At 70.6% G+C, this 23,360-nt stretch carries 19 protein-coding genes and 1 other RNA gene; 4 read left to right on the top strand and 16 right to left on the bottom strand.

The genetic code is table 11. The features are described from left to right. Positions 1 to 5: 5 nt before the first annotated feature. Complete coding sequence (smc, locus tag AC3WRV_RS14235) at positions 6 to 3,443, top strand: chromosome segregation protein SMC (RefSeq protein WP_492313765.1); 3,438 nt, start codon at positions 6 to 8, stop codon at positions 3,441 to 3,443. Between the two features lie 42 nt (positions 3,444 to 3,485). On the opposite strand, the gene AC3WRV_RS14240 is transcribed toward smc, so the two are convergent. Continuing rightward, positions 3,486 to 4,205, bottom strand: a complete 720-nt coding sequence (locus tag AC3WRV_RS14240) for a WecB/TagA/CpsF family glycosyltransferase (protein WP_492313766.1) — start codon at positions 4,203 to 4,205, stop codon at positions 3,486 to 3,488. A gap of 48 nt (positions 4,206 to 4,253) precedes the next feature. On the opposite strand from AC3WRV_RS14240, the gene AC3WRV_RS14245 reads away from it, so the two are divergent. Beyond that, positions 4,254 to 4,736 carry a hypothetical protein gene (locus tag AC3WRV_RS14245; RefSeq protein WP_492313767.1) on the top strand — a complete coding sequence of 161 codons (483 nt, stop codon included), beginning with the start codon at positions 4,254 to 4,256 and terminating at the stop codon, positions 4,734 to 4,736. A gap of 31 nt (positions 4,737 to 4,767) precedes the next feature. Here the strand turns inward: AC3WRV_RS14245 and AC3WRV_RS14250 are convergent, their stop codons facing one another. From AC3WRV_RS14250 to AC3WRV_RS14310, 13 genes are all read right to left on the bottom strand, one after another. Then, positions 4,768 to 5,187, bottom strand: a complete 420-nt coding sequence (locus AC3WRV_RS14250) for a hypothetical protein (protein ID WP_492313768.1) — start codon at positions 5,185 to 5,187, stop codon at positions 4,768 to 4,770. Positions 5,188 to 5,224: 37 nt separating this feature from the next. Then, the gene (locus AC3WRV_RS14255; protein ID WP_492313769.1) at positions 5,225 to 6,337 is read right to left on the bottom strand and encodes a mechanosensitive ion channel family protein; all 1,113 of its coding nucleotides are present in this window, start codon (positions 6,335 to 6,337) and stop codon (positions 5,225 to 5,227) included. Positions 6,338 to 6,376: 39 nt separating this feature from the next. Beyond that, entirely contained in the window at positions 6,377 to 7,468 is a 1,092-nt protein-coding gene (gene murG, locus AC3WRV_RS14260) for an undecaprenyldiphospho-muramoylpentapeptide beta-N-acetylglucosaminyltransferase (RefSeq protein ID WP_492313770.1), read from the bottom strand. 64 nt (positions 7,469 to 7,532) lie between these two features. Beyond that, positions 7,533 to 7,838 (bottom strand): hypothetical protein, encoded by a 306-nt coding sequence (locus tag AC3WRV_RS14265; RefSeq protein ID WP_291839501.1) that lies wholly within the window; start codon positions 7,836 to 7,838, stop codon positions 7,533 to 7,535. A gap of 75 nt (positions 7,839 to 7,913) precedes the next feature. After that, positions 7,914 to 9,095 (bottom strand): FtsW/RodA/SpoVE family cell cycle protein, encoded by a 1,182-nt coding sequence (locus AC3WRV_RS14270; RefSeq protein ID WP_291839505.1) that lies wholly within the window; start codon positions 9,093 to 9,095, stop codon positions 7,914 to 7,916. Next, positions 9,092 to 10,519, bottom strand: a complete 1,428-nt coding sequence (gene murD / locus AC3WRV_RS14275) for a UDP-N-acetylmuramoyl-L-alanine--D-glutamate ligase (RefSeq protein WP_492313771.1) — start codon at positions 10,517 to 10,519, stop codon at positions 9,092 to 9,094. Before murD ends, AC3WRV_RS14270 begins: the two co-directional genes overlap by 4 nt. Before the next feature lie 4 nt (positions 10,520 to 10,523). Then, the gene (gene mraY, locus AC3WRV_RS14280; RefSeq protein ID WP_492313772.1) at positions 10,524 to 11,633 is read right to left on the bottom strand and encodes a phospho-N-acetylmuramoyl-pentapeptide-transferase; all 1,110 of its coding nucleotides are present in this window, start codon (positions 11,631 to 11,633) and stop codon (positions 10,524 to 10,526) included. Positions 11,634 to 11,637: 4 nt separating this feature from the next. Continuing rightward, positions 11,638 to 13,029 (bottom strand): UDP-N-acetylmuramoyl-tripeptide--D-alanyl-D-alanine ligase, encoded by a 1,392-nt coding sequence (locus AC3WRV_RS14285; protein ID WP_492313773.1) that lies wholly within the window; start codon positions 13,027 to 13,029, stop codon positions 11,638 to 11,640. After that, positions 13,022 to 14,479, bottom strand: a complete 1,458-nt coding sequence (locus tag AC3WRV_RS14290) for a UDP-N-acetylmuramoyl-L-alanyl-D-glutamate--2,6-diaminopimelate ligase (protein WP_291839147.1) — start codon at positions 14,477 to 14,479, stop codon at positions 13,022 to 13,024. The genes AC3WRV_RS14285 and AC3WRV_RS14290 overlap by 8 nt, the downstream gene beginning before the upstream one ends. Continuing rightward, a complete protein-coding gene (locus tag AC3WRV_RS14295) occupies positions 14,476 to 16,194 on the bottom strand; it encodes a peptidoglycan D,D-transpeptidase FtsI family protein (protein ID WP_492313774.1) in 1,719 nt (572 codons plus the stop codon). Before AC3WRV_RS14295 ends, AC3WRV_RS14290 begins: the two co-directional genes overlap by 4 nt. Then, the gene (ftsL, locus tag AC3WRV_RS14300; RefSeq protein ID WP_492313775.1) at positions 16,191 to 16,619 is read right to left on the bottom strand and encodes a cell division protein FtsL; all 429 of its coding nucleotides are present in this window, start codon (positions 16,617 to 16,619) and stop codon (positions 16,191 to 16,193) included. Before ftsL ends, AC3WRV_RS14295 begins: the two co-directional genes overlap by 4 nt. Further along, the gene (gene rsmH / locus AC3WRV_RS14305; protein WP_492313776.1) at positions 16,616 to 17,569 is read right to left on the bottom strand and encodes a 16S rRNA (cytosine(1402)-N(4))-methyltransferase RsmH; all 954 of its coding nucleotides are present in this window, start codon (positions 17,567 to 17,569) and stop codon (positions 16,616 to 16,618) included. Before rsmH ends, ftsL begins: the two co-directional genes overlap by 4 nt. Next, the gene (locus tag AC3WRV_RS14310) at positions 17,566 to 18,051 is read right to left on the bottom strand and encodes a division/cell wall cluster transcriptional repressor MraZ (protein WP_492313777.1); all 486 of its coding nucleotides are present in this window, start codon (positions 18,049 to 18,051) and stop codon (positions 17,566 to 17,568) included. Before AC3WRV_RS14310 ends, rsmH begins: the two co-directional genes overlap by 4 nt. A gap of 399 nt (positions 18,052 to 18,450) precedes the next feature. Here AC3WRV_RS14310 and AC3WRV_RS14315 point away from each other — a divergent pair, with 399 nt between their 5' ends. Beyond that, a complete protein-coding gene (locus AC3WRV_RS14315) occupies positions 18,451 to 19,914 on the top strand; it encodes a serine hydrolase (protein ID WP_492313778.1) in 1,464 nt (487 codons plus the stop codon). Positions 19,915 to 19,984: 70 nt separating this feature from the next. On the opposite strand, the gene rnpB is transcribed toward AC3WRV_RS14315, so the two are convergent. After that, an RNA gene (gene rnpB, locus AC3WRV_RS14320) (RNase P RNA component class A) lies at positions 19,985 to 20,379 on the bottom strand. A gap of 32 nt (positions 20,380 to 20,411) precedes the next feature. Next, entirely contained in the window at positions 20,412 to 21,170 is a 759-nt protein-coding gene (locus AC3WRV_RS14325) for a hypothetical protein (RefSeq protein WP_492313779.1), read from the bottom strand. 72 nt (positions 21,171 to 21,242) lie between these two features. On the opposite strand from AC3WRV_RS14325, the gene AC3WRV_RS14330 reads away from it, so the two are divergent. Then, a complete protein-coding gene (locus AC3WRV_RS14330) occupies positions 21,243 to 23,342 on the top strand; it encodes a TonB-dependent receptor domain-containing protein (RefSeq protein WP_492313780.1) in 2,100 nt (699 codons plus the stop codon). Positions 23,343 to 23,360: the final 18 nt, after the last annotated feature.

The raw sequence follows: 23,360 nt of genomic DNA on the forward strand, positions 1-23,360 counted from the left end.
CGCCGGTGCAATTCCAGCGCCTCAGGCTTGTCGGTTTCAAATCCTTCGTCGACGCGTCGGAGTTCCATATCGAGCCTGGCCTGACCGGCATCGTGGGGCCGAACGGCTGCGGCAAGTCGAACGTCCTGGAAAGCCTGCGATGGGTCATGGGCGCCAACTCGGCCAAGGCCATGCGCGGCCAGGGCATGGATGACGTCATCTTCGCCGGCGCCGCCAACCGCCCGCCGCGCAGCCACGCCGAAGTCCAGCTGACCATCGACAACGCCCAGCGGCGTGCGCCCCAGCCCTTCACCGACAGCCCGATCCTCGAGGTCTCGCGCCGCATCGACCGGGGCCAGGGCTCGACCTACCGCATCAACGGCAAGGAGGTGCGCGCCCGCGACGTCCAGCTGCTGTTCGCCGACGCCTCGACCGGCGCCAACAGCCCCGCCCTGGTCCGCCAGGGCCAGATCAGCGAGCTGATCGCCGCCAAGCCGCAGAACCGCCGCCGCATCCTGGAAGAGGCGGGCGGCGTCGCCGGCCTGCACACCCGCCGCCACGAGGCCGAGCTGCGCCTCCGGGCCGCCGAGACCAATCTCGAACGGCTGGACGACATCGGCCGCGAGCTGGAGACCACCCTGACCCGGCTGAAGCGCGAGGCGCGGCAGGCCGAGAAATACAAGAAGATCTCCGCCGAGATCCGCGCCCTGCAGGCCTCCCTGCTGTTCGTCCGCTGGAACGACGCCCGCGTCGCCGCCGAGACCGCCGCTCAGGAACTGGCCGAGGCCGACCGCGCGGTGCTGGAGGCGACGACCGCCTCGGGCCGGGCGCAGACGGCGTCGCTCAACGCCCAGGAAGCCCTGAAGCCCGCCCGCGAGGAGGACGCCGTCGCCGGCGCCCTGCTGCACCGCGCCAGCCTTGAGCGCGATCGGCTGGACATGGCCGAACAGGCCGCCCGCGCCGAGGTCGACCGCCTCAAGGCCGAAGGCGTCCGCATCGCCGCCGACATCGAGCGCGAGACCGGCATGGCCGGGGACGCCGAAAGCGAGCTGGCCCGCCTAACCGAGGCCTTCGAGACCCTGACCGCCGAGATCGCCGCCGCCCCCGCGCGCGGGCCCCAGCTGGACGCCGCCCTGACCGCCGCCGAGGACGCCCGTAAGGCCGCCGACGCCGAGGTCGAGCGCGTCGCCGGCGCCGTCGCCGCCGTCGAGGCCCGCGTCTCCGCCGAGAACGCCCGCAAGCGCGACGCCGAAGCCCGCGTCGAACGCGCCAAGGCCCAGTTGGCCTCCGCCCAGCGCGAGCGCGAGGCCCTCGGCCCGCTCGAAACGCCCGAGATCGAGGCCGCCAGGACCGCGCTGGAGCAGGCCCAGGCCGCCCTCGCCGCCGCCCGCGCCGCCGTCGAGAGCGCCGAGGCCGACCGGGGCGACAAGGCCCGAGTCGAGCAAGAGGCCCGCCAGACCGCCCGCGCCGCCGAGGACCGTCTGGGCCGCCTGCAGACCGAGGCCCGCGGCCTCGCCCAGCTGCTGGTGCAGGGCAAGCGGGAGCATCCGCCCGCGCTCGACAAGGTCCAGGCCGACAAGGGCTATGAGGCCGCCCTCGCCGCCGCCCTCGGCGATGATCTGGACGCCGCGCTGGACGCCCGCGCCGCCGCCCACTGGGCCGGGGCCGAGGTTCCCGCGCCGTCTTGGCCCAAGGGCGTGACGCCCCTGGCCGACCACGTCTCGGCGCCCGACCAGCTGAAGGCGCGTCTCGCCCTCTGCGGCGTGGCGGACAAGGGCGAGATCGCGACGCTGGCCAAGACCCTGCCCGTCGGCGCCCGCCTGGTCACCACCGGGGGCGACCTGTGGCGCTGGGACGGCTTCGTGCAGCGCGCCGAGGCCCCGCGTCCCGCCGCCGTCCGTCTGGCGCAGCGCACCCGGCTGTCGGAGCTGGAAGCCGAGATCGATCAGGGCAAGCCCGCGCTGGAGGCCGCCCAGACCGCCCTGAAGACCGCCGGCGACGCCTTACGTGCCGCCGAGGAGACGGTGAAGACCGCCCGCGCCGCCCCCTTCCCGCTCGACAAGGCCCTGACCGCCGCCCGCGACCGCGTCGAGGCGCTGGGCCGCGAACAGGCGCGCAAGGAGGCCCGGGCCCAGGCCCTGGATGAAACCCTGGTGCGCCTGACCACCGAGGTCGAGGCCGCCGAGACCGCCCTGGCCGAGGCTCAGGGGACCGAGGCCCCGTCCGAGACCCTGGCCGCCCTGCGCGACGACCTGACCGCCGCCCGCGCGTCGGCCGACACCGCGCGCGGCGCCGCCGCCACCGCCCGGGTCGAGCGCGACGCCGAGGCGCGCGAGGTCGCGGGCCGCCAGTCGCGCATCGAGGGGCTGAAGCGCGAGCGCGACGGCTGGGCCGCCCGCGCCAGGGACGCCAAGGCCCGCATCGTCGCCCTGGAAAAGGACGCTGGCGCCACCGCCGCCAAGCTGAAGCAGGCCTCCGACGCGCCCGAGCAACTGGCCGCCCAGCGCTCGACCCTGCTGGACGCCCTGACCGTGGCCGAGACCCGCCGCAAGACCGCCGCTGACGCCCTGTCCGTGGCCGAGGGCGCCGCCGGCGAGGCCGACCGCACGGCCCGCGCCGCCGAGAGCGCGGCCTCCCAGGCCCGCGAGGCCCGCGCCGGCCTGGCCGCCCGCGCCGAGGCCGCGGCCGAACGCCTGGCCGACGCCACCGCCAATGTCCGCGAGACGGCGCAGATGTCGCCGGAAGAGCTGGGCCAGAAGCTGACCGACGACGCCATCGCCCGGCCGCCCGACGCCGCCGGCGCCGAGAGCCTGCTGTTCGGGCTGGAGCGCGAGCGCGAGCAGCTCGGCGCGGTCAACCTGCTGGCCGAAGAAGAGGCCAACGAATACGGCGACCGGCTCCAGACCATGAAGGTCGAGCGCTCGGACCTGACCAGCGCCATCGCCAAGCTGCGCGACGGCATCGACGAGCTGAACGCCGAGGGCCGCGAGCGTCTGATCGCCGCCTTCGACGTCATCAACGACAACTTCAAGGCCCTGTTCGAGGCCCTGTTCGGCGGCGGTCAGGCCGAGCTGAAACTGGTCGAGAGCGACGATCCGCTGGAGGCCGGCCTGGAGATCTTCGCCTGCCCACCCGGCAAGCGTCTGGCGGTCATGAGCCTGATGTCCGGCGGCGAGCAGGCCCTGACGGCGGCGGCCCTCATCTTCGCCGTCTTCCTGGCCAACCCTGCGCCCGTCTGCGTGCTGGACGAGGTCGACGCCCCGCTGGACGACGCCAACGTCGACCGCTTCTGCCGGATGCTGAACGAGATGCGCAACCGCACCGACACCCGCTTCATCGTCATCACCCACAACCCGGTGACCATGAGCCGCATGGACCGCCTCTACGGCGTGACCATGCCCGAGCGCGGCGTGTCGCAACTGGTCAGCGTGGACCTGACGCAGGCGGAAACGCTGGTGGCTTAGGCAACCGAGTTCCTCCCCCTGTCGCTACGCTCGGGCGAGAAGCTACCGCTGCCCCAGCACTTCCGTCCTGACGAACCATCCGAAGATCGCCGGCCCCTCGACCACATAGCGGCGGAACATCCGCTTGGGCTGGTTCAGCAGCCGGTGCAGCCATTCCAGCGACAGCTGCTGGAACACCTTGGGCGCCCGCTGCTGCCTCCCGGTCAGGAAGTCCACCGACGCTCCCACGCACAGGGTCACGCCGAACGGGCGGCCGGCGGCGCGCAGGGCGTGGGCGAACCGCTCCTGCTTGGGAAAGGAGACGCAGGCCAGCAGCACGTCCCAGTCGGCCTTGCAGGCGGTCTTCACCGCCGCGTCCCACTCGGGCGTGCCGGGCGTCAGCATCGGCGCTTCGATGAAGGTGAAACGGCGGCTCGGATACCGGGCCTTCAGATCATCGAAGGCCGCGCGGTCCGGACCGAACACGCCGAAGGTCAGGTCGTGGTCCGAGGCCAGCAGGTCCGCCGTCATGTCAGAGCCCGGATAGACCGACAGCCGCTTGCCCCGCAGCCGCGCGAGATGGGCCAGGATCCGGCTGTCGCAGGTCATCAGGGCCGCGCCGCGATAGACCTCGGCGTCCACCCGTCCGTCCATCAGCTTGATCACGTGGTCGACGTTGGGCGTGACGACATAGCCGTAGGGCGCGCGCGCCAGGGCGGCGACCTGCCCCAGCAGTCCGGCCCGGTCCCCGTCGGCGAAATCCAGCGTCATGAAGCGCGTCATGCCCGCCTTGTACTCGCGGCGCGGTCAACGTCCGGTTACGATGGCGGGATGAAACATCTCCTGCTGAAGGCCGCCCTGACCGCCGCCCTGCTCGCGACCTCGGCCCTTCCCGGCCAGGCGCGGGACGGCGACGAGGGCGAGCACCGCTTCGTCCTGATCAGCGTCGGCCGGTTCGCCGTGCTGGCCGACATGGTCTCGCTGGAGCGCGACGGCGAGGCGGTGCGCCTGCGCGCCTTCCAGGTGACGGAAGAGGATTTCCACGTCGGCGACCAGGCCTATTGGGGCGGCTGGTCATGGTGGCGGTTCGACTGCGCCGCCCGCACGGCGGACCGGCTGGACTTCGCCGCGGTGAAGGCCGGCGGCGCGGAAGGCCCCGCGACGCCCGACCCCGCCCCGGCCTATGACGCCGTGCCGGGCGGCGATGCGGCCGAACTTCTGGCCGCCGCCTGCGACCCGGACTCGGTCGGCCCCTACGGCGTCCGGACGCTGGAAGACGCGGTCAGCGTCGGCCGCGAGGCGCTCAAGGACTAGAGATGGAGCGACGCCCATCCCGACGGCGTACTCACCGTCGCGCCAGAGCCGCTCGCGGATGGACCAGCTCCTCGATCGTATAACGGTCCTCATCGTCGGCGGCGCGGCACATGATCCGAAGCTGCTCCGCAACGCCGGTACTCGTCGCCCGGGGTGGTTCGAAGTTGGTCTGTACCGGATCGCGGTTCGAACTGTACTCAGTCCGCGCCCGGACTGACCGAGTCTGCCGCTCGCAATCATAATCCGCGATCAACACCGAGTATGAGGTCCGACCTGAGCGGCTCCTGGGAACAAGGACCACCTCGCCCTGAACAATCCCGTCTACCGGCCGCAGTCGCTGATTGACCGCCACGACCGCCCCACCTTCCGTGCCGGCCCGAACATAGGTTTGGGCATGGGCGGAAGGCGCCATGATCCCGGCCATGCCGATTGCCAGAATAGAGATACGCATTGCTCCTCCTATTCCTGACAGGGCGCCCGGCTACGGCTCAGCGCGCCACCCCGTCTTCACCCAGCCCCGCGTTCAGCTGCCGCTGCTTCGGCAGGGCCTCCGGGCACTGGTCGCGCATGAAGGCCAGCATCTTCTCGCGGATCTCGCAACGCAGGTCGAAGGCCGTCGGCGCGTTGCGGGCGCTGGCCAGGCAGCGGATTTGGGCGACCCGGTCGGTGACGTCGGTGACCTGCAGATTGACCACGTCGCCGTCCCAGTAGGCGCTGGCCCGGCAGATGCGCTCCAGCTCGGCCCTCAGCCGGTCGATCGGCGCCTCATAGTCCACGTACAGGAAGGCCGAGCCGATCAGCCGGGCCGTCTCGCGGGTCCAGTTCTGGAACGGCTTGGAGATGAAATAGCTGAGCGGCAGGATCATCCGCCGCCAGTCCCACAGCTTGACCACCACATAGGTCGAGGTGATCTCCTCCACCTGCCCCCATTCGCCCTCGACGATCACGGCGTCGTCCAGCCGGATCGGCTGGGCCGTGGCGATCTGCACCCCCGCGATCATGTTGGTCAGCAGCGGCTGCAGCGCCAGGCCGGCGATGATGCCGACCACCCCCGCCGAGGCCAGCAGGCTCATGCCCCACTGCCGCACCGCGCCGATGGTCATCAGCGCCAGCCCCAGGGTGACGATGGCGATCAGCAGGGCCGCCACCCGCTGCAGGATGCGCGCCTGCGTCACATGCTTGCGGGCGATGAGGTTGTCTTCCTCGGCCATGTTGAAGCGGCGCAGATAGACCACCGCCCACATGTCGCTGGCCCCGATCAGCATCCAGCCCAGCGTCAGGATGAAGCCGAACCACAGGGTCTGGCGGATCACCAGCGACGGGCCGGGATCCAGCGGAGAGATGGTCACCGCCAGCGCCATGGCCGCGATCATCACCGCGATCCGCACCTTCAGCCGCGCCCGTCCGACGGACCCCCGCCAGAACAGGCTGCGGTTCTTCACCGCCAGCTGCAGCAGCCAGAACACCAGCTGGTTCGCCGCCCAGCCGATGAAGACGCAGCTGACGACGATCACGCTGATCACCACCCATTCGGGCAGCCAGTAGAACTCCCGCCACAGACGGAAGACCTCGTGGGTCAGATCGGTGATGAAGGTCGGCATGGTGAAGCTGTAACGCGCGAAGCTGCCGATCAGAACCGTTCAGGTGATCGCGGCGGCTTCCACCATGTCCGCCAAGTCCGCCGTCGCGTCCGGCAGGGCGGCGGAGCGGGCCCCGGCGCTCATGGCCGTCAGGCGGGCGGGGTCGGACAGGATGGCGTCCAGCGCCGCCGTCATCGCCTCCACCGTCACCGCGTCCTCCAGCATCACCTCGGCCCCGCCGGCGTCGGCCAGGCTGGCGGCGTTGAAGCGCTGGTGGTTGTCCATGGCGATCTTCAGCGGGATCAGCAGCGACGGCACGGCCGCCACCGCCAGCTCGGAACAGGTCGAGGCCCCGGCCCGGCCGATGACCAGGTGCGCCGCCGACAGGCGGGCGGCCATGTCGCGGAAGAAGGGGGCCACCTCGGCCTCGATCCCGGCCTCCAGATAGATCTGGCGCGCGGTTTCCAGCGTCTCGGGCCGCGACTGCTGCTGCACCTTCAGGCGGCGGCGCAGGGTCTCGGGCAGGGCCGCCAGCGCGCGTGGCGCGGTCTCGGACAGGATGCGCGCGCCCTGGCTGCCGCCGGTGACCAGCACATGGATGGGGGCCTCGCCCGCCGGGGCGACGAAGGGCCGGTCGAACAGGGCGCGGATGTCCGGCCGAACCGGATTGCCGATCAGGGTCACACGCGCGCCCACCGCCTGCGGGACCTTCTGCAGGTTGGGGAAGGAGGAAGCGATGGACCCGACATAGGGCGACAGCCAGCGGTTGGTGCGGCCCAGCACCGCGTTCTGCTCATGCAGCAGGGTCGGGCGCTTCTGGCTCAGCGCCGCCAGCAGGGCGGGCGCCGACGGATAGCCGCCGAAGCCGACCACGACCGAGGCGTCCAGCCGGGTCAGGGCCGCGCGCGCCTGCATCACCCCCCTCAGGATCGCCACGCCGGCCTTGGCCATGCCGATGGGCCCGCGCCCCGTGGCGGCGTCCAGCGCCAGCCGCTCCTCGGCGGGAAAGCCGTGGGCGTACTGCTCGCCGCGATGATCGGTGGCCAGCACGATGCGCCAGCCGCGCCCCGCCAGTTCGCGCGACAGGGCCTCGGCGGGGAACATGTGCCCGCCGGTGCCCCCGGCGGCGACGACACAGACTTTCACCGGCATTCAGACAAGCTGGTCATCAGCCCCACACGCAATCCGCTTCAGGCTCGGATGGCGGGCCTTAGGCTCAGTAAAAGAAACAGGTCACGCCCGGCTGGGCACAGTTGAACTTGTACCAGTCGGAGATCAACAGATCGTAGTCGATACCATTATAGCACCGGTGACGCGTGGTTTCCGTGAAGGCCGTCACCGTGCCCACCGTCGTGCGACGACCCGAGCAGAATTCGACGTAGGTCCCCGCCTGCTCCTGATGCGTCGCATCGGTGTAGTAGTCGATGATGGTCATGTCGCGCGGCAGGGCCACGCTGGCGGTGGCCGCAAGGGCCGGAATCGCCGCCACGAGCCCGATGATGGAGAGCCTGTTCAGTCGCATTACATCCCCCAATGGTTGTGTCGAAAAACAACCATGGATTCAGAACTCACTCAAGCCATTCGCGCTGGGTGAGTCCTAAGGCAGGATGCGGCGGCGGGCGCCGAGGGTGGTTCCGGGCTCATAGGCGCCGGGGCGGCGTCGGGTCAGGCTCAGGGCGAACCCCATGGTCAGGCCCATGGCCAGCATGGACGAGCCGCCGTAGCTGATGAAGGGCAGGGTCATGCCCTTGGTCGGGATCAGGTTCAGGTTCACCGCGATGTTGATGCAGGCCTGCAGCCCGATCAGCATGAACAGGCCGGCGGCCGCCACCTGCTCGAACGGGTCGTTCAGCTTCATCGCCAGCCGCATCCCGCGGATGACGATGAAGGCGTACAGGCCGATCATGGCCAGGCTCAGCACCAGGCCGAACTCCTCGGCGCCGACGGAATAGATGAAGTCTGTGTGCAGGTCGGGCACCGAGCGCTTCATCACGCCCTCGCCCACGCCCCGGCCGACCAGCCCGCCCGCCCGGATGGCCTCGGACGCGCGGTCGATCTGGTAGGTGGCCCCGGCGTCGTCCGAGCCGAAGCGGCTCAGGCGGTCGCGCATGTGGCTGAAGGTGAAGAACAGGCCCACGACGCCCGCGCCCCCGGCGGCGGCCAGCGCCATCACCCACTTCAGCGGCACCCCGGCCATGAAGAAGACGGCCATGAAGGTGGTGGTGATCAGCAGGGTCTGACCGATGTCCGGCTGGATCAGCAGCAGGCCCACGGTCAGGGCCCAGGCCCCGAAGGCGATGCTGACGCCCGGCACCCCCTGCCCCTTCTGCGCCTCGGCGAACATCCAGGCGGCGAAGACGATCAGGCTGGGCTTGGCGAACTCGGACGGCTGCAGGCTGAACGGCCCCAGATTGATCCAGCGCGCCGCGCCCTTCACCGTGTCGCCGATGAAGGGCAGCAGGGCCATGATGCAGATGGCCCCCAGCAGGACCAGCACCGCGATCCGCCGCACGCCGCGCGGCGACAGCAGGGACATGGTCAGCATCGCCCCCAGCCCCGCGCCCGCGAACACCATCATCCGCCACGAATAATGGAACGGGTCCGAGATCGACTGGTCGGCCAGGATGGCGGCGGGCGACGAGGCGAAGCTCAACGCCACCCCCAGCCCCATCAAAGTCAGGGCCGCGGCCAGCAGGCCCCGGTCCACGGTCCAGAACCACTGCGCCAGCAGGCTCTGGTCGTTGCGCGAGAAGGCGGGATTGTAGCCCTGCTGGCTCATGAGGCGCTCGCGGGGATCGCGCCGAGGGCGAGCACGGCGGCGCGGAACGCCTCTCCCCTCGCCTCGAAGTCGGGATACTGATCGAAGCTGGCGGCGGCGGGGCTCAGCAACACCACCTCCTCTCGACCGGTCACGGCGGCGGCCTCATAGGCCTGCTGCACAGCACTGGCCATGTCGCCGCTGATCCGGTGCGGCGTCTCGCCCAGCCGCGCGGCGAACGGCCCGGCGGCCTCGCCGATCAGGAAGGCCTCGACCACCCGGGGGAACAGGTCCTCCAGGTCGTCGATCCCACCGGCCTTGGCCCGCCCGCCCGCGATCCAGAAGCTGCGGTCGTAGGACATCAGCGCCTGCCGCGCCGCATCCGCGTTGGTGGCCTTGGAGTCGTTGACGAAGCGGACCTTGCCCAGCTGGCCCACGGTCTCCATCCGATGCGCGAGGCCGGGGAAGGAGAGGAGGCCATCAACGGCCTTGTCCTCCGCCACATCGAGCGCCTTCGCCGCCGCCCACGCGAACGCGGCGTTCTGGGCGTTATGCCTGCCAGGAAGAGAGCGGGCCTTAGCCAAATCTGCGATCGGTCGCCCGTCATCAACAAGCACGCCGCCGAGGACGTCGATCGCCCGGGACGCTCCGGAGAAGTTCGCTCGCCCATCGGCGCCGTGTGGCGCGTCGGTCACTTCAACAGCGATCACTTTGGCCCCAGCCGCGATGACGTCTCGCGCGACCTTCCGCGCCCAGTCGTCATCGGCGCTGATCGCAGCCACCGCGCCCGAGTGCAGGTTCGCGAATATCCGCCGCTTCGCCGCGACATACCCCTCCATCCCCCCGTGCCGGTCCAGATGGTCCGGCGAGATGTTGGTCAGGATCGCCACGTCCGGCGCGAAGCGTGTCGTCAGGTCCAGCTGATAGCTCGACACCTCGATCACATAGACCGCGTCCTTCGTCGGCGCCGGCAGGGCCAGCACGCCGATGCCGATGTTGCCGCCGACATGCACCGTCAGCCCGGCCTTCTTCAGCACCCAGCCGATCAGGGCCGTCGTGGTCGACTTGCCGTTGGTGCCGGTGATGGCGATCACCGCCGGCCGCTCGCCCTCCGGCACCGCCGCCAGCGCTCGCGAGAACAGTTCGATGTCGCCGATCACCTCGACGCCCGCCGCCTTGGCCTTCTCGACGGTCCAGTGCGGCTTGGGGTGGGTCAGGGGCGCGCCCGGCGACAGCACCAGCGCGGCGAAGCCCGACCAGTCGGCGACCGTCAGGTCCTCGACGGCGAACCCTTCCGCCTCCGCCTGCATCCGGCTGGAGACGCTGTCGTCCCACAGCACCGGCAGGGCGCCGCCCGCCTTCAGCGCGCGCGCGGCCGTCAGCCCCGACCGTCCGAGGCCAAAGACCGCGATCCTCCGCCCTTCGAAGCCGGGAACCGGGATCATGGCGTCAGCGCAGCTTCAGGGTGGCGAGGCCGGCCAGGGCCAGCATGCCCGCGACGATCCAGAAGCGGATCACCACGGTCGATTCCGGCCAGCCCATCTTCTCGAAATGGTGGTGGATCGGGGCCATCAGGAAGATGCGTTTCTTGGTGGCCTTGAAGTAGGCGACCTGGATCATGACCGAGGCGGCCTCCACGACGAACAGGCCGCCGACGATGCCCAGCACCAGCTCATGCTTGGTGGCCACTGCGATGGCGCCCAGGGCGCCGCCCAGGGCCAGCGAACCGGTGTCGCCCATGAAGATCTTGGCCGGCGGGGCGTTGTACCAGAGGAAGCCCACGCCCCCGCCGATCATGGCCGCGCAGAAGATGGCCAGCTCGCCCGAGCCCGGCACATGGTGCACGCCCAGATACTGGGAGAAGATGAAGTTGCCGACCAGGTAGGAGATGATGCCAAAGGCGGCCGCCGCCATCATCACCGGCACGATGGCCAGGCCGTCCAGACCGTCGGTCAGGTTCACCGCGTTGGAGAAGCCCACGATCGTGAAGGCGGCGAAGGCCACATAGAACCAGCCGATGTTCAGCAGCACCGCCTTGAAGAAGGGGAAGGCGATCGACGTCTCCAGCCCCGGCGAGGTCGGCGACACCGTCATCCAGGCCACGGTCATCACGCCCGCGATCACCGAGACGATCACCTGCGCCACCAGCTTCTGTTTCGACGTCAGCCCGGCCGAGGTCTGCTTGGTCACCTTGGCGTAGTCGTCGATGAAGCCCAGCACGCCGAAGGCGGCGGTGACGAACGAGACGATCCAGATGTAGGGGTTGGTCAGGTCGCCCCACAGCAGCACCGCCACCGCGATGCCCGCCAGGATCATCAGCCCGCCCATGGTCGGGGTGCCCACCTTCGACAGGTGGGTGACCGGGCCGTCCGAGCGGATCGGCTGGCCCTTGCCCTGCTTGACCCGCATCCAGGCGATGAAGCGGCTGCCCATGGCCACTGCGACGATCATGGCCGTGACCATGGCCAGCGCCACCCGCACCGTCTGGTACTGGATCAGGTGCAGCAGCGGATAGTCTTTCGCCACGTCCTGGAAGTAGAGATACAGCAGATAGAACACGCTCTTATTCCCCCAGCGCGGCGAGAGCCTTCGCGATCAGCGAGGCCTTCGATCCGTTCGATCCCTTGACCATGACGATGTCGCCCGGGCCTGCAAGCGTGGCCGCGTCGGCGGCCAGTTCGGCGGCGGTCTCGCGCCACTCGCCCCGGCGGGCGGCGGGCAGGACGTCGTACAGCCGCTTCATCTCCGGCCCGGCGGCGTGGACCAGGTCCAGCCCGGCGGCGGCGATCGGCTCGGCCAGCCCCTCGTGCAGGGCGTGCGACTGCTCGCCCAGCTCCAGCATGTCGGTCAGCACCACGATCCGGCGGCCGCCCGTCGCGACCGGCCTGGCCCCCAGGCTGCGGAAGCCCGCGGCCATCGACAGCGGATTGGCGTTGTAGCTTTCGTCGATCAGGGTGAAGGCCCCGCCGGGCGCGCGCACGGTGATCGTCTCGCCCCGTCCCGCCAGCGGCCGGAACCCGGCCAGCGCCTGCAGCCCCGTCTCCAGCGGCACGTCCAGCGCATCCAGCATCAGCAGGACGCACAGGCTGTTCAGCCCCCAGTGGAAGCCCGACTGCGCCAGTTCGAAGTCCAGCGGCCTGCCGTAGAGCTCGGCCCTGACCCGCGCCCCGCCCTCGAACGGCTGGAAGTCCAGCAGGCGGGCGTCATGCCCCATGTCGGTCCCGAAGGTGACCAGCCGCGCGCCCAGCGCCCGGGCCCGGTCGCACACGACGCCGGACAGGGCCACGTCGCCGTTGGCCACCGCCGTCCCGCCGGGGACCAGCCCCTCGAAGATCGACGCCTTCTCGGCCGCCACCCCGGCCTCGCCGTCCGCGAAGGCCTCGATATGCACCGGCCCCACCGTGGTCACGCAGGCGGCGTGCGGCCGGACGAATTTCGACAGCGGCGCGATCTCGCGCGGCGCGTTCATGCCGATCTCGAACACCGCCCGCTCCACCGAGCGCGGCATCCGGGCCAGGGTCAGCGGCACGCCGATATGGTTGTTGTAGCTCTTGATCGAGGCGTGGGCCGGCCCCGCCAGGTCGAGGCCCGCCTTGATCGCCTGGGTCACGCTGGTCTTGCCGACCGAGCCGGTGACCGCGCCCCGCTTCACCTGCGGCGCCCGCTCGCGCGAGAAGACGCCCAGCGCCTCCAGCGCATGCAGGGTGTCGCCCGTGATCACGGCCGAACCGTTCACCGCCCGCTCGACGATCGCGCCGGCCGCGCCGTTGGCGAAGGCCATGTCGGCGAAGTCGTGCCCGTCGCGCGCGCCCTTCAGCGCCACAAACAGGTCGCCCGGAACGATCTCGCGGCTGTTGTAGGTGATCCCGGTCGCCGCGAAGGGGGCGCCGGACAGGCGTCCTCCGGTCGCGGCCTCGATCTCGGCGGACGTCCAGAGGGGTTCGGAATCAGGCATGGATACGCAGGGCTTCGGCGGCTTCGGTGGCGTCGTCGAAGGGATGGGTCACCCCGCCGACGATCTGGCCCTGTTCATGCCCTTTTCCAGCGATCACGACCACATCTCCTTCGCGCATCAGGGCGATGGCGTGGTGGATGGCCTTGCGGCGATCGCCGATCTCCTGCGCGTCGGGACAGCCCTCGCGCACGGCCTTGCGGATCGAGGCGGGGTCTTCCGAGCGGGGGTTGTCGTCGGTGACGATGGCGATGTCGGCCAGACGGCCCGCGATCTCGCCCATCAGGGGCCGCTTGGCCCGGTCCCGGTCGCCGCCGGCGCCGAACACCACGATCAGCCGGCCCGTCGCGTGCGGACGCAGCGCCTTCAGCACCGTCTCCAGCCCGTCGGGCGTGTGGGCGTAGTCGACATAGACCTCGCCCTGCCCTGCGCCGCCCGGAATGCGCTCCAGCCGGCCCTGCGCGCCCTCGATCTTCTCCATCGCCGCCAGCACGCGTCCGGCGCTCTCGCCCGCGGCGATGCACAGGCCCGCGGCGACCAGGGCGTTCGACGCCTGGAAGGCCCCGGCCAGCGGCAGCAGGATCTCATGCAGTTCGCCCTGCACGTCGATGGTCAGGCGCTGGCCTTCCGGAACCGCCCGGCGGGCGACCAGCGCCAGGTCCCGCCCGCGCTGCCCCACGCCCATCACGCCCAGCCCGGACATGATGCTGGCCGAGGCGAAGCTGGAATAGGCGTCGCTGTCGGCGTTCAGCACGGCGGTCCGGCCGCGCGGCAGCAGGGTCTCGAACAGGCGCAGCTTGGCGGCCCGGTAGCTCTCCATGTCGCCGTGGTAGTCCAGGTGGTCCTGGGTCAGGTTGGTGAAGGCCGCCGCCTTCAGCGTCACCCCGTCCAGGCGGCGCTGGTCGATGCCGTGCGACGAGGCTTCCAGCGCCAGATGGGTCACGCCCTGGGTCGCCAGTTCGGCCAGCAGGCGCGCCGCGTCGGCGGCGTCCGGGCTGGTCAGGCCGGGGCCGGTCAACGCCTGATTAACGTTACCTGACTGTTTCAAAACCCCAAGCGTGCCCATGCTCGCGGACGTCAGGCCCAGCGCCGCCCAGATCTGGCGGCAGAAGGCGGCGACCGAGGTCTTGCCGTTGGTTCCAGTGACCGCGACGCAGTGGGCGGGCTGGGCGCCGTAGAAGCCGCGCGCGGCGATGGCGTAGGCCCGGCGCACGTCGCCGGAGGTGACCAGCACCGGGGCCAGGGCCGCGTCGGTGTCGGCGGGGGCCAGCACGGCGGCGGCGCCCTGCGACAACGCCTGGGGGATGAAGGCGCGTCCGTCGGCGGCCGTGCCGGGCAGGGCCACGAACAGCGAACCGGGCGCGACCTTGCGGCTGTCGGCGGTGACGCCGGTGATCATCGGATCGGACGACACGTCGCGGCGCAGCAGGTCGGACAGGCGGACGGCGCTCATTGGGGCGCCGCCGGAGCGATGACGGGATCGGCCACGCGGTCGACGCCCAGGAAGCCGGCGATCCGGTCGATGACGCGTCCGACCGTCGGGGCCGCGACCGCGCCGCCCAGCTGCGAGCCCTGGGCCGGTTCGTCGATCAGCACGAACACCACATAGCGGCGGGTCGTGTCCGGACCGTCCGCCGGGAAGACCGAGGCGAAGGAGCCCACGCCGTGACGCGGGTCATAGCGGCCGTTGACCAGCTTGTTCGCCGAGCCGGTCTTGCCGCCGACGCGCAGCCCCTGCGCGTTCGCCGACTTGCCCGAACCGCGCAGCACGTTGGCGCGCATCAGGTCGCGGATGCTGCGCGAGGTTTCCGGGCTGACGACCTGGCGGCCCTCGGCGCCCGAGCCGCCGCGGCGCAGGGACAGCGGGCGGTAGACGCCGCCGTTGACCAGGGACACCGTCGCCGCCGCCATCTGCAGCGGGGTGATCATGATGCCGTAGCCGAACGACATCGAGGCCCGGGTCGAGTCCTCCCAGTTGGCCGGACGGCGCGGCCGGGCCGACTCGTGCAGCTCGATCGGCGCGGCGTCCAGCAGGCCGAACCGGCCGAAATAGTCGCGCATCACGTCCGGCCCCAGCTCCACCGCCATCCGCGAGGTGCCGATGTTGGACGAGTGCAGGTAGACCTCTTCCAGGCTCAGGATCTTGTTCGTGGCGTGGAAGTCGGTGATGCGGCGGTTGCCGATCATGTAGGGCTGCGAGGCGTCGAACATGGTGTTCATGTCCGCCTTGCCGGTGTCGATGCTGGCGGCGATGGTGAAGGTCTTGAACACCGAGCCCATCTCGTAGTGGGCCGAGGTCACGCGGTTCAGGGCGTCGGTCGTGGGCCAGCTGGACATGCCCAGCACCTCGCCGGTGCTCGCATCGACGACCACGCCCACGGCGCCCTTGGCCCCGACCGCCGAGGCGGCGGCGCCCAGTTCGTTCTCCAGCACGCCCTGCACCCGCAGATCGATCGACAGCGGGAAGCTTTCGCCCCGCGCCCCGGCGGCGCGGATGTCGGCGTTGAAGGCCAGTTCGGCGCCGGTCAGGCCCTGGCCGCCGCTGTCGGCCACGCCCAGCACGTGCCGCGCCGAGCTGTCCAGCGGATAGACCCGGCGATCCTCGGGCTCGAACGTCACCCCGCCCAGCGCCAGGGCGTGGACGGCGGACTTCTCCTGCGGAGTCAGGCCCGGCAGGGCGATCAGGCGGCGGTCGCCCGCCAGGATCCGCCGCAGCTTGGCCGTCGAGATGCGCGGCAGGGCGCGCTTGATCTGCTGCGCCGCCAGCGTCGGGTCCCAGACCTCGCGGGGATCGATGTACAGGCCGTAGTGGGTGATGTTGGTCGCCATCAGCGCGCCGTTGCGGTCGACGATGTCGGCGCGGGCCACGGCGTTCGGATTGGCCGCCGAGCCGATCACCCCCTTGGGCGTCATCAGGGCCGCATGCGCCGCGCCGAGCGCGAGGCAGCAGAACACCGCCGTGAAGGCCGAGGCGATCACGAAGATGCGGACGCGGGTGTCTTCCTCGGGCCGGGCGTCGGCGCGGGCGCGGCCGAACGAATGCTCGACCCACCACATGGCCTCGGCCAGCCAGCGCCATGACGGCAGCAGGCGGCGGATGCCGTAGACGACAGGGCGCGGTCCGCGCGGGGCGGCCCGGTCCCAGGCGTGGGGATCGTGGACGCTCATCGCGCGCCCTCCCCTGCCGGAGCGGTGGGCGCGGCGGCGGGAACGAGGGCCGGGGTCGGGGCGACGATGATCACCGGCTTCGGCTCCGGGATCGGCTGCAGCTGGGCCAGGTTGTCCTCGCTGGCCTGCCGCTTCATGTCGACCGGACCCAGGCCCGCGCCGCGCGACAGGGCCTCCAGCCGGCCCGGCTGCTCCAGCCGCGCCACCTCGGCCTTCAGCAGGCGGACGCGCTGGCCGCTGATGCCGATCTGGCGCTCCAGGTCGGCGATCTCGGCGCTCTCGCGCGCGGCGGCGGCCTTGGCCAGATAGACCGAGAAGATCATGGCCGCGACCATCAGCACGCCGATGATCTCGATCCAGCGGATCCCGCGCACCTTCCAGGCGAACAGGCGGTTGAAGCTCCGGGCGACGACCGCGGCGTTCATGCGGCGATCCTCCCCCAAGGGGCCGCGTCGGTGCGGACGGCGGCGCGCAGCTTGGCCGACCGGGCGCGAGGGTTGGCGGCGAGCTCGGCCTCGCCCGCCTCGACCGCGCCCTTGAAGCTCAGGGTGAAGCTGGGCTTGCGTGTCTCGACGGCGACGGGCGCATGGCGCGAGCCGCCCGGCGCATTGCCGGTCCGCTCGGTCAGGAAGGCCTTCACGATCCGGTCTTCCAGCGAGTGGAAGGTCACCACGACCAGCCGCCCGCCGGGCGCCAGCGTCGCCTCGGCGGCCTCCAGCCCGGCGCGCAGCTCGCCCAGCTCGTCGTTCACGGCGATGCGCAGGGCCTGGAACACCCGGGTCGCCGGATGGATCGGCGCGCCGCGGCGGCCGCCCAGCGCCTTCTCGACCACCTCGGCCAGATCCAGCGTGCGCTCGAACGGCTTCTCGACGCGGCGGCGCAGGATAGCGGTCGCCACCCGGCCAGACTGACGCTCGTCGCCGTACAGTTTGAAGATATGGGCCATGGGACCGTGGTCCCAGGTGTTGACGATGTCGGCGGCGGTCTCGCCTTCATCGGACATGCGCATGTCCAGCGGCCCGTCGCGCATGAAGGAGAAGCCGCGCTCGGCCTGGTCCAGCTGCATCGACGACACGCCGATGTCGAACACCACCCCGTCCAGCTTCGCCTCATCCGTCTGGGCGAAGGCGTCGGCCAGCCCGGAGAACGGCGTGCGGATCAGGCGGAAGGTCTCGGGATAGTCGTTGGCCACCGCGTCGGCGTGGGGCTGCACGGTCGGGTCGCGGTCCAGGGCGATCACCGTCGCCCCGGTCTTCAGGATGGCGCGCGTATAGCCGCCCGCGCCGAAGGTCGCGTCGATGATCACGTCGCCGACCCGCGGGGCCAGCGCCTCGATCACTTCATCGATCAGGACGGGGGCGTGCGGCGACGTCATGCGCCCTCCCCGCCCGGACGGCGTCCGGCCAGCAGCGCCTTGCGGCCCGCCTCGCCGCGCTCTCGCACGGCCTGCCGCGCCAGCGCACGGCGCTCGTCGCGGCGCGCGGTCCAGCGGGCGCGGTCCCAGATCTGGAAGCGCGAGCCCAGGCCGACGATGACCACGTCCTCGCCCAGATCGGCTTCCTGGCACAGGCTTTCCGGCAGGGTGATGCGGCCGCCGCCGTCGTAGGCCAGCGGACGCTGGCCGGCGTAGAAGGTCTCTTCCAGGGCGGTGCGCAGGTCGTCGCCGAAGGGCAGCTCCTCGATCATCGAGACGTACTCGGCCATCAGCTTGTCGCCGCCGGCCTCGAGGCAATCGGACTCGATCGAGAAGAAGCAGAACACGCCGTGCTCGGCGCCGTTGTCGGCGGTGCGGAACTCCTGCGGGATCAGCAGGCGGCGCTTGCCGTCCAGTTGTTTCTCATAGGTCGAGAGAAACACGCCCTGCCCACTCGAGCCCCTGAAGGCCCGCTCCCCTGAATCCCGTTGACGCCAGCCGGCGCACCCACACCCTTACTGAGGTTCTGGGATAGCATGGGATTGAGTGGGTCTCAATGGGATTAGTTGACGATCGTTAACCGTCAGACCCGCTCAAAATTGAACGAAAACCGGAACATACAGTGAACTATGCACATGTGGACGGACGGTGGATCGATGCTGACAGCCCTTTCGATCCAAGCGGTTAAGACCCGGCGAAACCACTGGGATCGAAACCCTTCCGCCGATCCCACCCGGTGATGAAAATTTTCGAGCCGACACGCGGCTTGCGCCGATTACCAAAGCTTCACTGGCGGACCGGAACCCGAAGTGGTCGCCTGCCGGCCCGCGACTGGAGCCGCCATGACGTTTCGACCCCTGATCTTCGCCCTGGCGATCACCGTCGCCCTGGCCGGCGCGCCGGTCGCGGCCTCGGCCCAGCCGTCGCCCCCGCTCTCCAGCCAGCCCTCGGCCCGCGCTGACCTCGACGCCTGGGTCGGCCGGCAAATGAGCCTGCGTTCAATCCCGGGCATGCAGGTCGTGGTCGTGAAGGACGGACGGGTCGTCTTCTCGGGCGCCTATGGCCTGGCCAATCTGCAGACCCCGGTCCCGGTCACCCCGGACACCGTCTTCTCGATCAACTCCGCGACCAAGACCTTCACCGGCGTCGAGATCCTGCGGCTGGTCGAGCGCGGCGAGGTGGATCTGGACGCCCCGGTCTCGACCTATCTCGCGGACCTGCCCCAGGCCTGGCGGCCGATCACCGTGCGCCAGTTGCTGACCCACATGTCGGGCCTGCCTGACATCATCACGCGCGACGGCGGCTATGTCGGCCAGGACCGGACCTCGGCCATCGCCGCCCTGGCGGACCAGCCCCTGCGCGCCGCGCCCGGCGAGCGGTTCGCTTACAACCAGACCAACTATCTGCTTCTGCAATGGGTCATCGAGCAGGCGCGCGGCCGCGCCTTCGAGGCCGTGGTGGGCCAGGACGCCTTCGCCGCGCTGGGCATGACCCATTCCGGCTTCGGCGACTCTCTCGACCTCATCCCCGGCAAGGCCGACAGCTATCGCTACAATCGCCCGACGGACGGACAGCCGCCTCGCCTCCAGAACGTGCACGAGCTGTTCCCGCCCTTCACCCGCGCCGCGGCGGGGATCAACAGCTCGGGTCAGGACCTGGCGCGCTGGCTGATCGCGCTGCAGGCCGGCCAGATTCTCAAGCCGGCGACGCTCGAAGCGCTGTGGACCCAGGGCCGCTTCAACGACGGCCGGACCGGCGAATGGGCCAACGGCTGGGTCGTCGTCGACCGCCCCGAGCACCGGTCCGTCGGCATGAGCGGCGGCGGCCGGTCCGCCTTCTCCGTCTATCCGGACGATGGCGTGGCGGTGATCATCCTGACCAATCTGGCGGGCGCCTATCCGGAGGAACTGACCGACCCCGTCGCCGCCCGCTTCATTCCCGGCATGACCCTGACCGGCGTGACCGCCCTGCGCGAGCGGCTGGAAGCGGAAGGCTTCGACCAGGCCGAACGGATCGCGGCGGAGCTCGTCGCGCGGGACGGCGCCGCCTCCCTGTCCGAAAGCGATCTGAACAACTGGGGCTATCGTCTGCTGTCCCGGGGCCAGGTCGCGGACGCCCTCACGCTGATGAAGCTGATCGTCAAACTCCACCCGGACAGCGGCAACGCCTACGACAGCCTGGCCGAGGTGTACGCCCGCTCCGGCGACCGCGCCCGCGCCATCGAGAACTACCGGCGCGCCCTCACGCTCGATCCCGCCAACGCCAACGCCGTCGAACAGCTCAAGACGCTGGAGGACGGGCGCTAGCGCGGCGAGCGGCGGCCCCGTCCGCGCTCAAGGAGCGAGCGCCCGCGGCGCAAGCGCTAGAGCAAGAAATATGGTCAGACGGCCTGTAAGCCGGGTTCTGTTCCGCCCCCGAACCGAAGTCTGGGGACGGCGACGATCATTCCTCTGGACCGGCCATTGCTGACCGGTTCTCGCGACCTACCCGGATGCTCTCGGGCGGTGAGCCCTGCAGGCCGAAACCCACGCGACATCCCTATTCGGTCTTGCTCCAGGCGGGGCTTGCCATGCCGGTCCTGTTGCCAGTCCCGCGGTGGGCTCTTACCCCACCCTTTCACCCTTACCGGCCTCGCGAGGCCGGAGGTTTGCTTTCTGTGGCGCTATCCCTCGGGTCGCCCCGGGCGGGCGTTACCCGCCGCCTTTTCACCGTGGAGCCCGGACTTTCCTCGACGAGAGCATAACCCCCGCCGCGACCGCCCGGCCGTCTGACGGGGGCTAGGTGAGCTTTTCGAGGGACGGCGTCAAGGAACGGGTCGGCAGGCGATCACATAGTCATGCCCGTGGCGCAGCCCGCCCTCGGCCGCGCACAGGGCCAGGCCTTCGGCCCTCAGACGCTCGATCTCCCGCGCCAGGCTCTCCGCGACCCCGCGGTCCCGGATCCGCTCCAGGCGCCGCACCGCCATGTCGAGCTGCCCGTTCACCCACTTTTCGCGGTACCGATTGGCGAAGCGGCGCGAGGCGGTGATCACGAATCCCGACCGGGCCAGGGACGCCTCGACCCATTCGGCGGGATATTCGCGATAGGGCGTCTCATCGGCCAGCAGCAGGACTGCGTCCCGCATCCGGCCGATGGCCTGAACCAACCGTCCCGCGTCGCTCCCGGCCGCCCCGACCACATACGGATCCAGCCCGACCACATAGAGAACCTCCCCCACCAGCGGCCTGAGGCGGGCGAACAGCTCGCCCTGGAAATAGGGTGAGAAGCCTTCGACGGCGCCCAGCAGATAGTCGGCCAGCACGGTCTCGAACCGCTCTCCCGCCAGCAGCGCCGGATCGGTCCAGTTGCCGACGATCAGACGGTCCACCGGCCGCATCCGGTCGCCGACCGCGCGCGAAACCTGGGCGGCGTGACCCGGCGATCCCGTCACCCCGCACCAGCGGTCCGTCGGCAGGGCCGTGCTCCAAAGGCTGGAATTGACCCCGGTCCCCGCGTCCAGAAACCCGCCCCAGGGGCGGCCCGCCTGAAGCGCTTCGATATGGGTGAACAGAGCCGAGGTCATTGGGGGAAACCGTCTTGATTGTTGTTATAGTATAACATAACAGACCCCTCTTCAATCGAGCCGGGGGCTGTCATGCACACCAGAACCATCCTTCTCGCCGCCGCCGGCGTCAGCGCGCTCGCCGGCGCGGCCCAGGCTCTTCCCGACACGCCGCCCCAGTCTGGCCCGACGACCCAGCTCGACGAGGTCGTCGTCACCGCCGACCCCCTGGGCCGAGCCGGTCGGGACGTCATCTCCAATGTGGCGGTCGTCCGCGGCGACGACCTGGTGCACCGCCGTCAGGCCACGCTCGGCGAAACCCTCAGCGGCCTGCCCGGCGTCAACTCCGACACCTTCGGCGGCGGAGCCGCCCGCCCGGTCATCCGCGGCCAGACCGCGCCGCGGGTCAAGGTGCTGACGGACGGCGCCGCCATCCTCGACGCCTCCGAGGTCTCGCCCGACCACGCCGTCTCCGGCGACCCCCTGCTGCTGGAGGGCGTCGAGATCCTGCGCGGCCCCAGCGCCCTGATCTACGGCGGCGGCGCCATCGGCGGAGCGGTCAACCTGCTGGACAAGAAGGTGCCGACCCGCCTGCCGGCCGGCGGCCATGACGGCGTCGCCGAACTGCGCCTGGGCGGCGCGGACGACGAGCGCAGCGCCGTCGTCGGCCTGACCGCCGCCCTGGGATCATTCGCGGTGCGGATCGAGGCGGCCGGCCGCCGGTCCAACGACTACGACGTCCCCTTCTACACGCCGACCCACGCCGATCATGAGCATGCGGAAGACGAGCACGAGGAAGACGAAGGCTTCGACCGGCTGGAGGGCTCCTTCAACGACACCCGCACCCTGACCCTGGGCGGCTCGTGGATCGGCGCGCGCGGTTACCTCGGCGCCGCCTTCACCGAACAGCGCAGCGAATACGGCCTGCCGGGCCACAGCCACGAGTACGAAAGCTGCCACCCGCACGGCTCCAGCCTGCATTGCGGCGGCCACGACCATGGCGAGGACGACCATGATCACGATCATGACCATGAGCACGAGGGCGCGCCCACGGTCGATCTGGTCAGCCGCCGCGTCGATGTGCGCGGCGAGATCAACGATCCCTTCGCCGGGGTGGAGCGCATCCGCTTCCGCGGCGGCTTCACCGACTATCGGCATCACGAGATCGACGACGGCGCGATCGCGACCACCTTCTCCAACGAGGGTCACGACGCCCGCATCGAGGTCCAGCACGCGCCGATCGCCGGCTTCCGCGGCGTGGTCGGCGTCCAGAACGGGCGCAGCGACTTCGCCGCGGTCGGAACCGAATCCTTCATCCCTGAAAGCCGGATCGAGACCAACGCCCTGTTCGTGGTCGAGGAGTACCGGCTGGGCGACTGGCGGTTCGAAGGCGCGATCCGCCAGGAATGGCAGGACGCCTCGGCCAAGGGCCGCGCCGCGCGCAGCCATGACCCGTTCTCGATCTCGGCCGGCGCCAGCTGGGCCGTGGCGCCGGGCTATGTGATCTCGGCCAATGTGGCGCGCTCGCAGCGGGCTCCGACGGCCCAGGAGATGTACGCCCGGGGCGTTCACCTGGCGACCAACACCTATGAGATCGGTTCGGTCGACCTGGACGTCGAGACCGTGCGGTCGCTGGAGCTGGGCCTGCGCAAGACGACGGGGACCGTGACCTTCTCGGCCGGCGCCTACCGGTATGACTATGACGGGTACATCTACGCCGACACCCTGGACCGGTTCGAGGACTTCCGGCTGATCCGCTACACCCAGGCCGACGCGCGCTTCACCGGCGTCGAGGGCGACGTGACCTGGCGGGTTCGTCCCGACCTGTCCTTCACCGTCTTCGGCGACATGGTTCGGGCCGAGCTGAAGGACGGCGGAAACCTGCCGCGGATCCCGGCGGCGCGGGCGGGGGTCCGCGCGGACGCCCGGCGCGGCGACCTGTCCGGCGATCTGGAATACGTCCGCGTCTTCGAACAGGACCGCATCGCCGACTACGAACGCGAGACCCCCGGCTATGACATGGTCAACGCCACCCTCGCCTACGACGTCTCCGTCGCGGGCGCCGACGGACAGGTCTTCGTGCGCGGCACGAACCTGCTGGATGAGGTCGCGCTGAACCACGCCTCGTTCATCAGCAATCTGGCGCCGCTGCGGGGCCGCAACCTGGTGCTCGGCGTGCGCGCCCGCTTCTGAGGAAACCGGTCCGGAGGG

This window comes from Brevundimonas sp. EU05-FHT14B11, assembly GCF_058790835.1.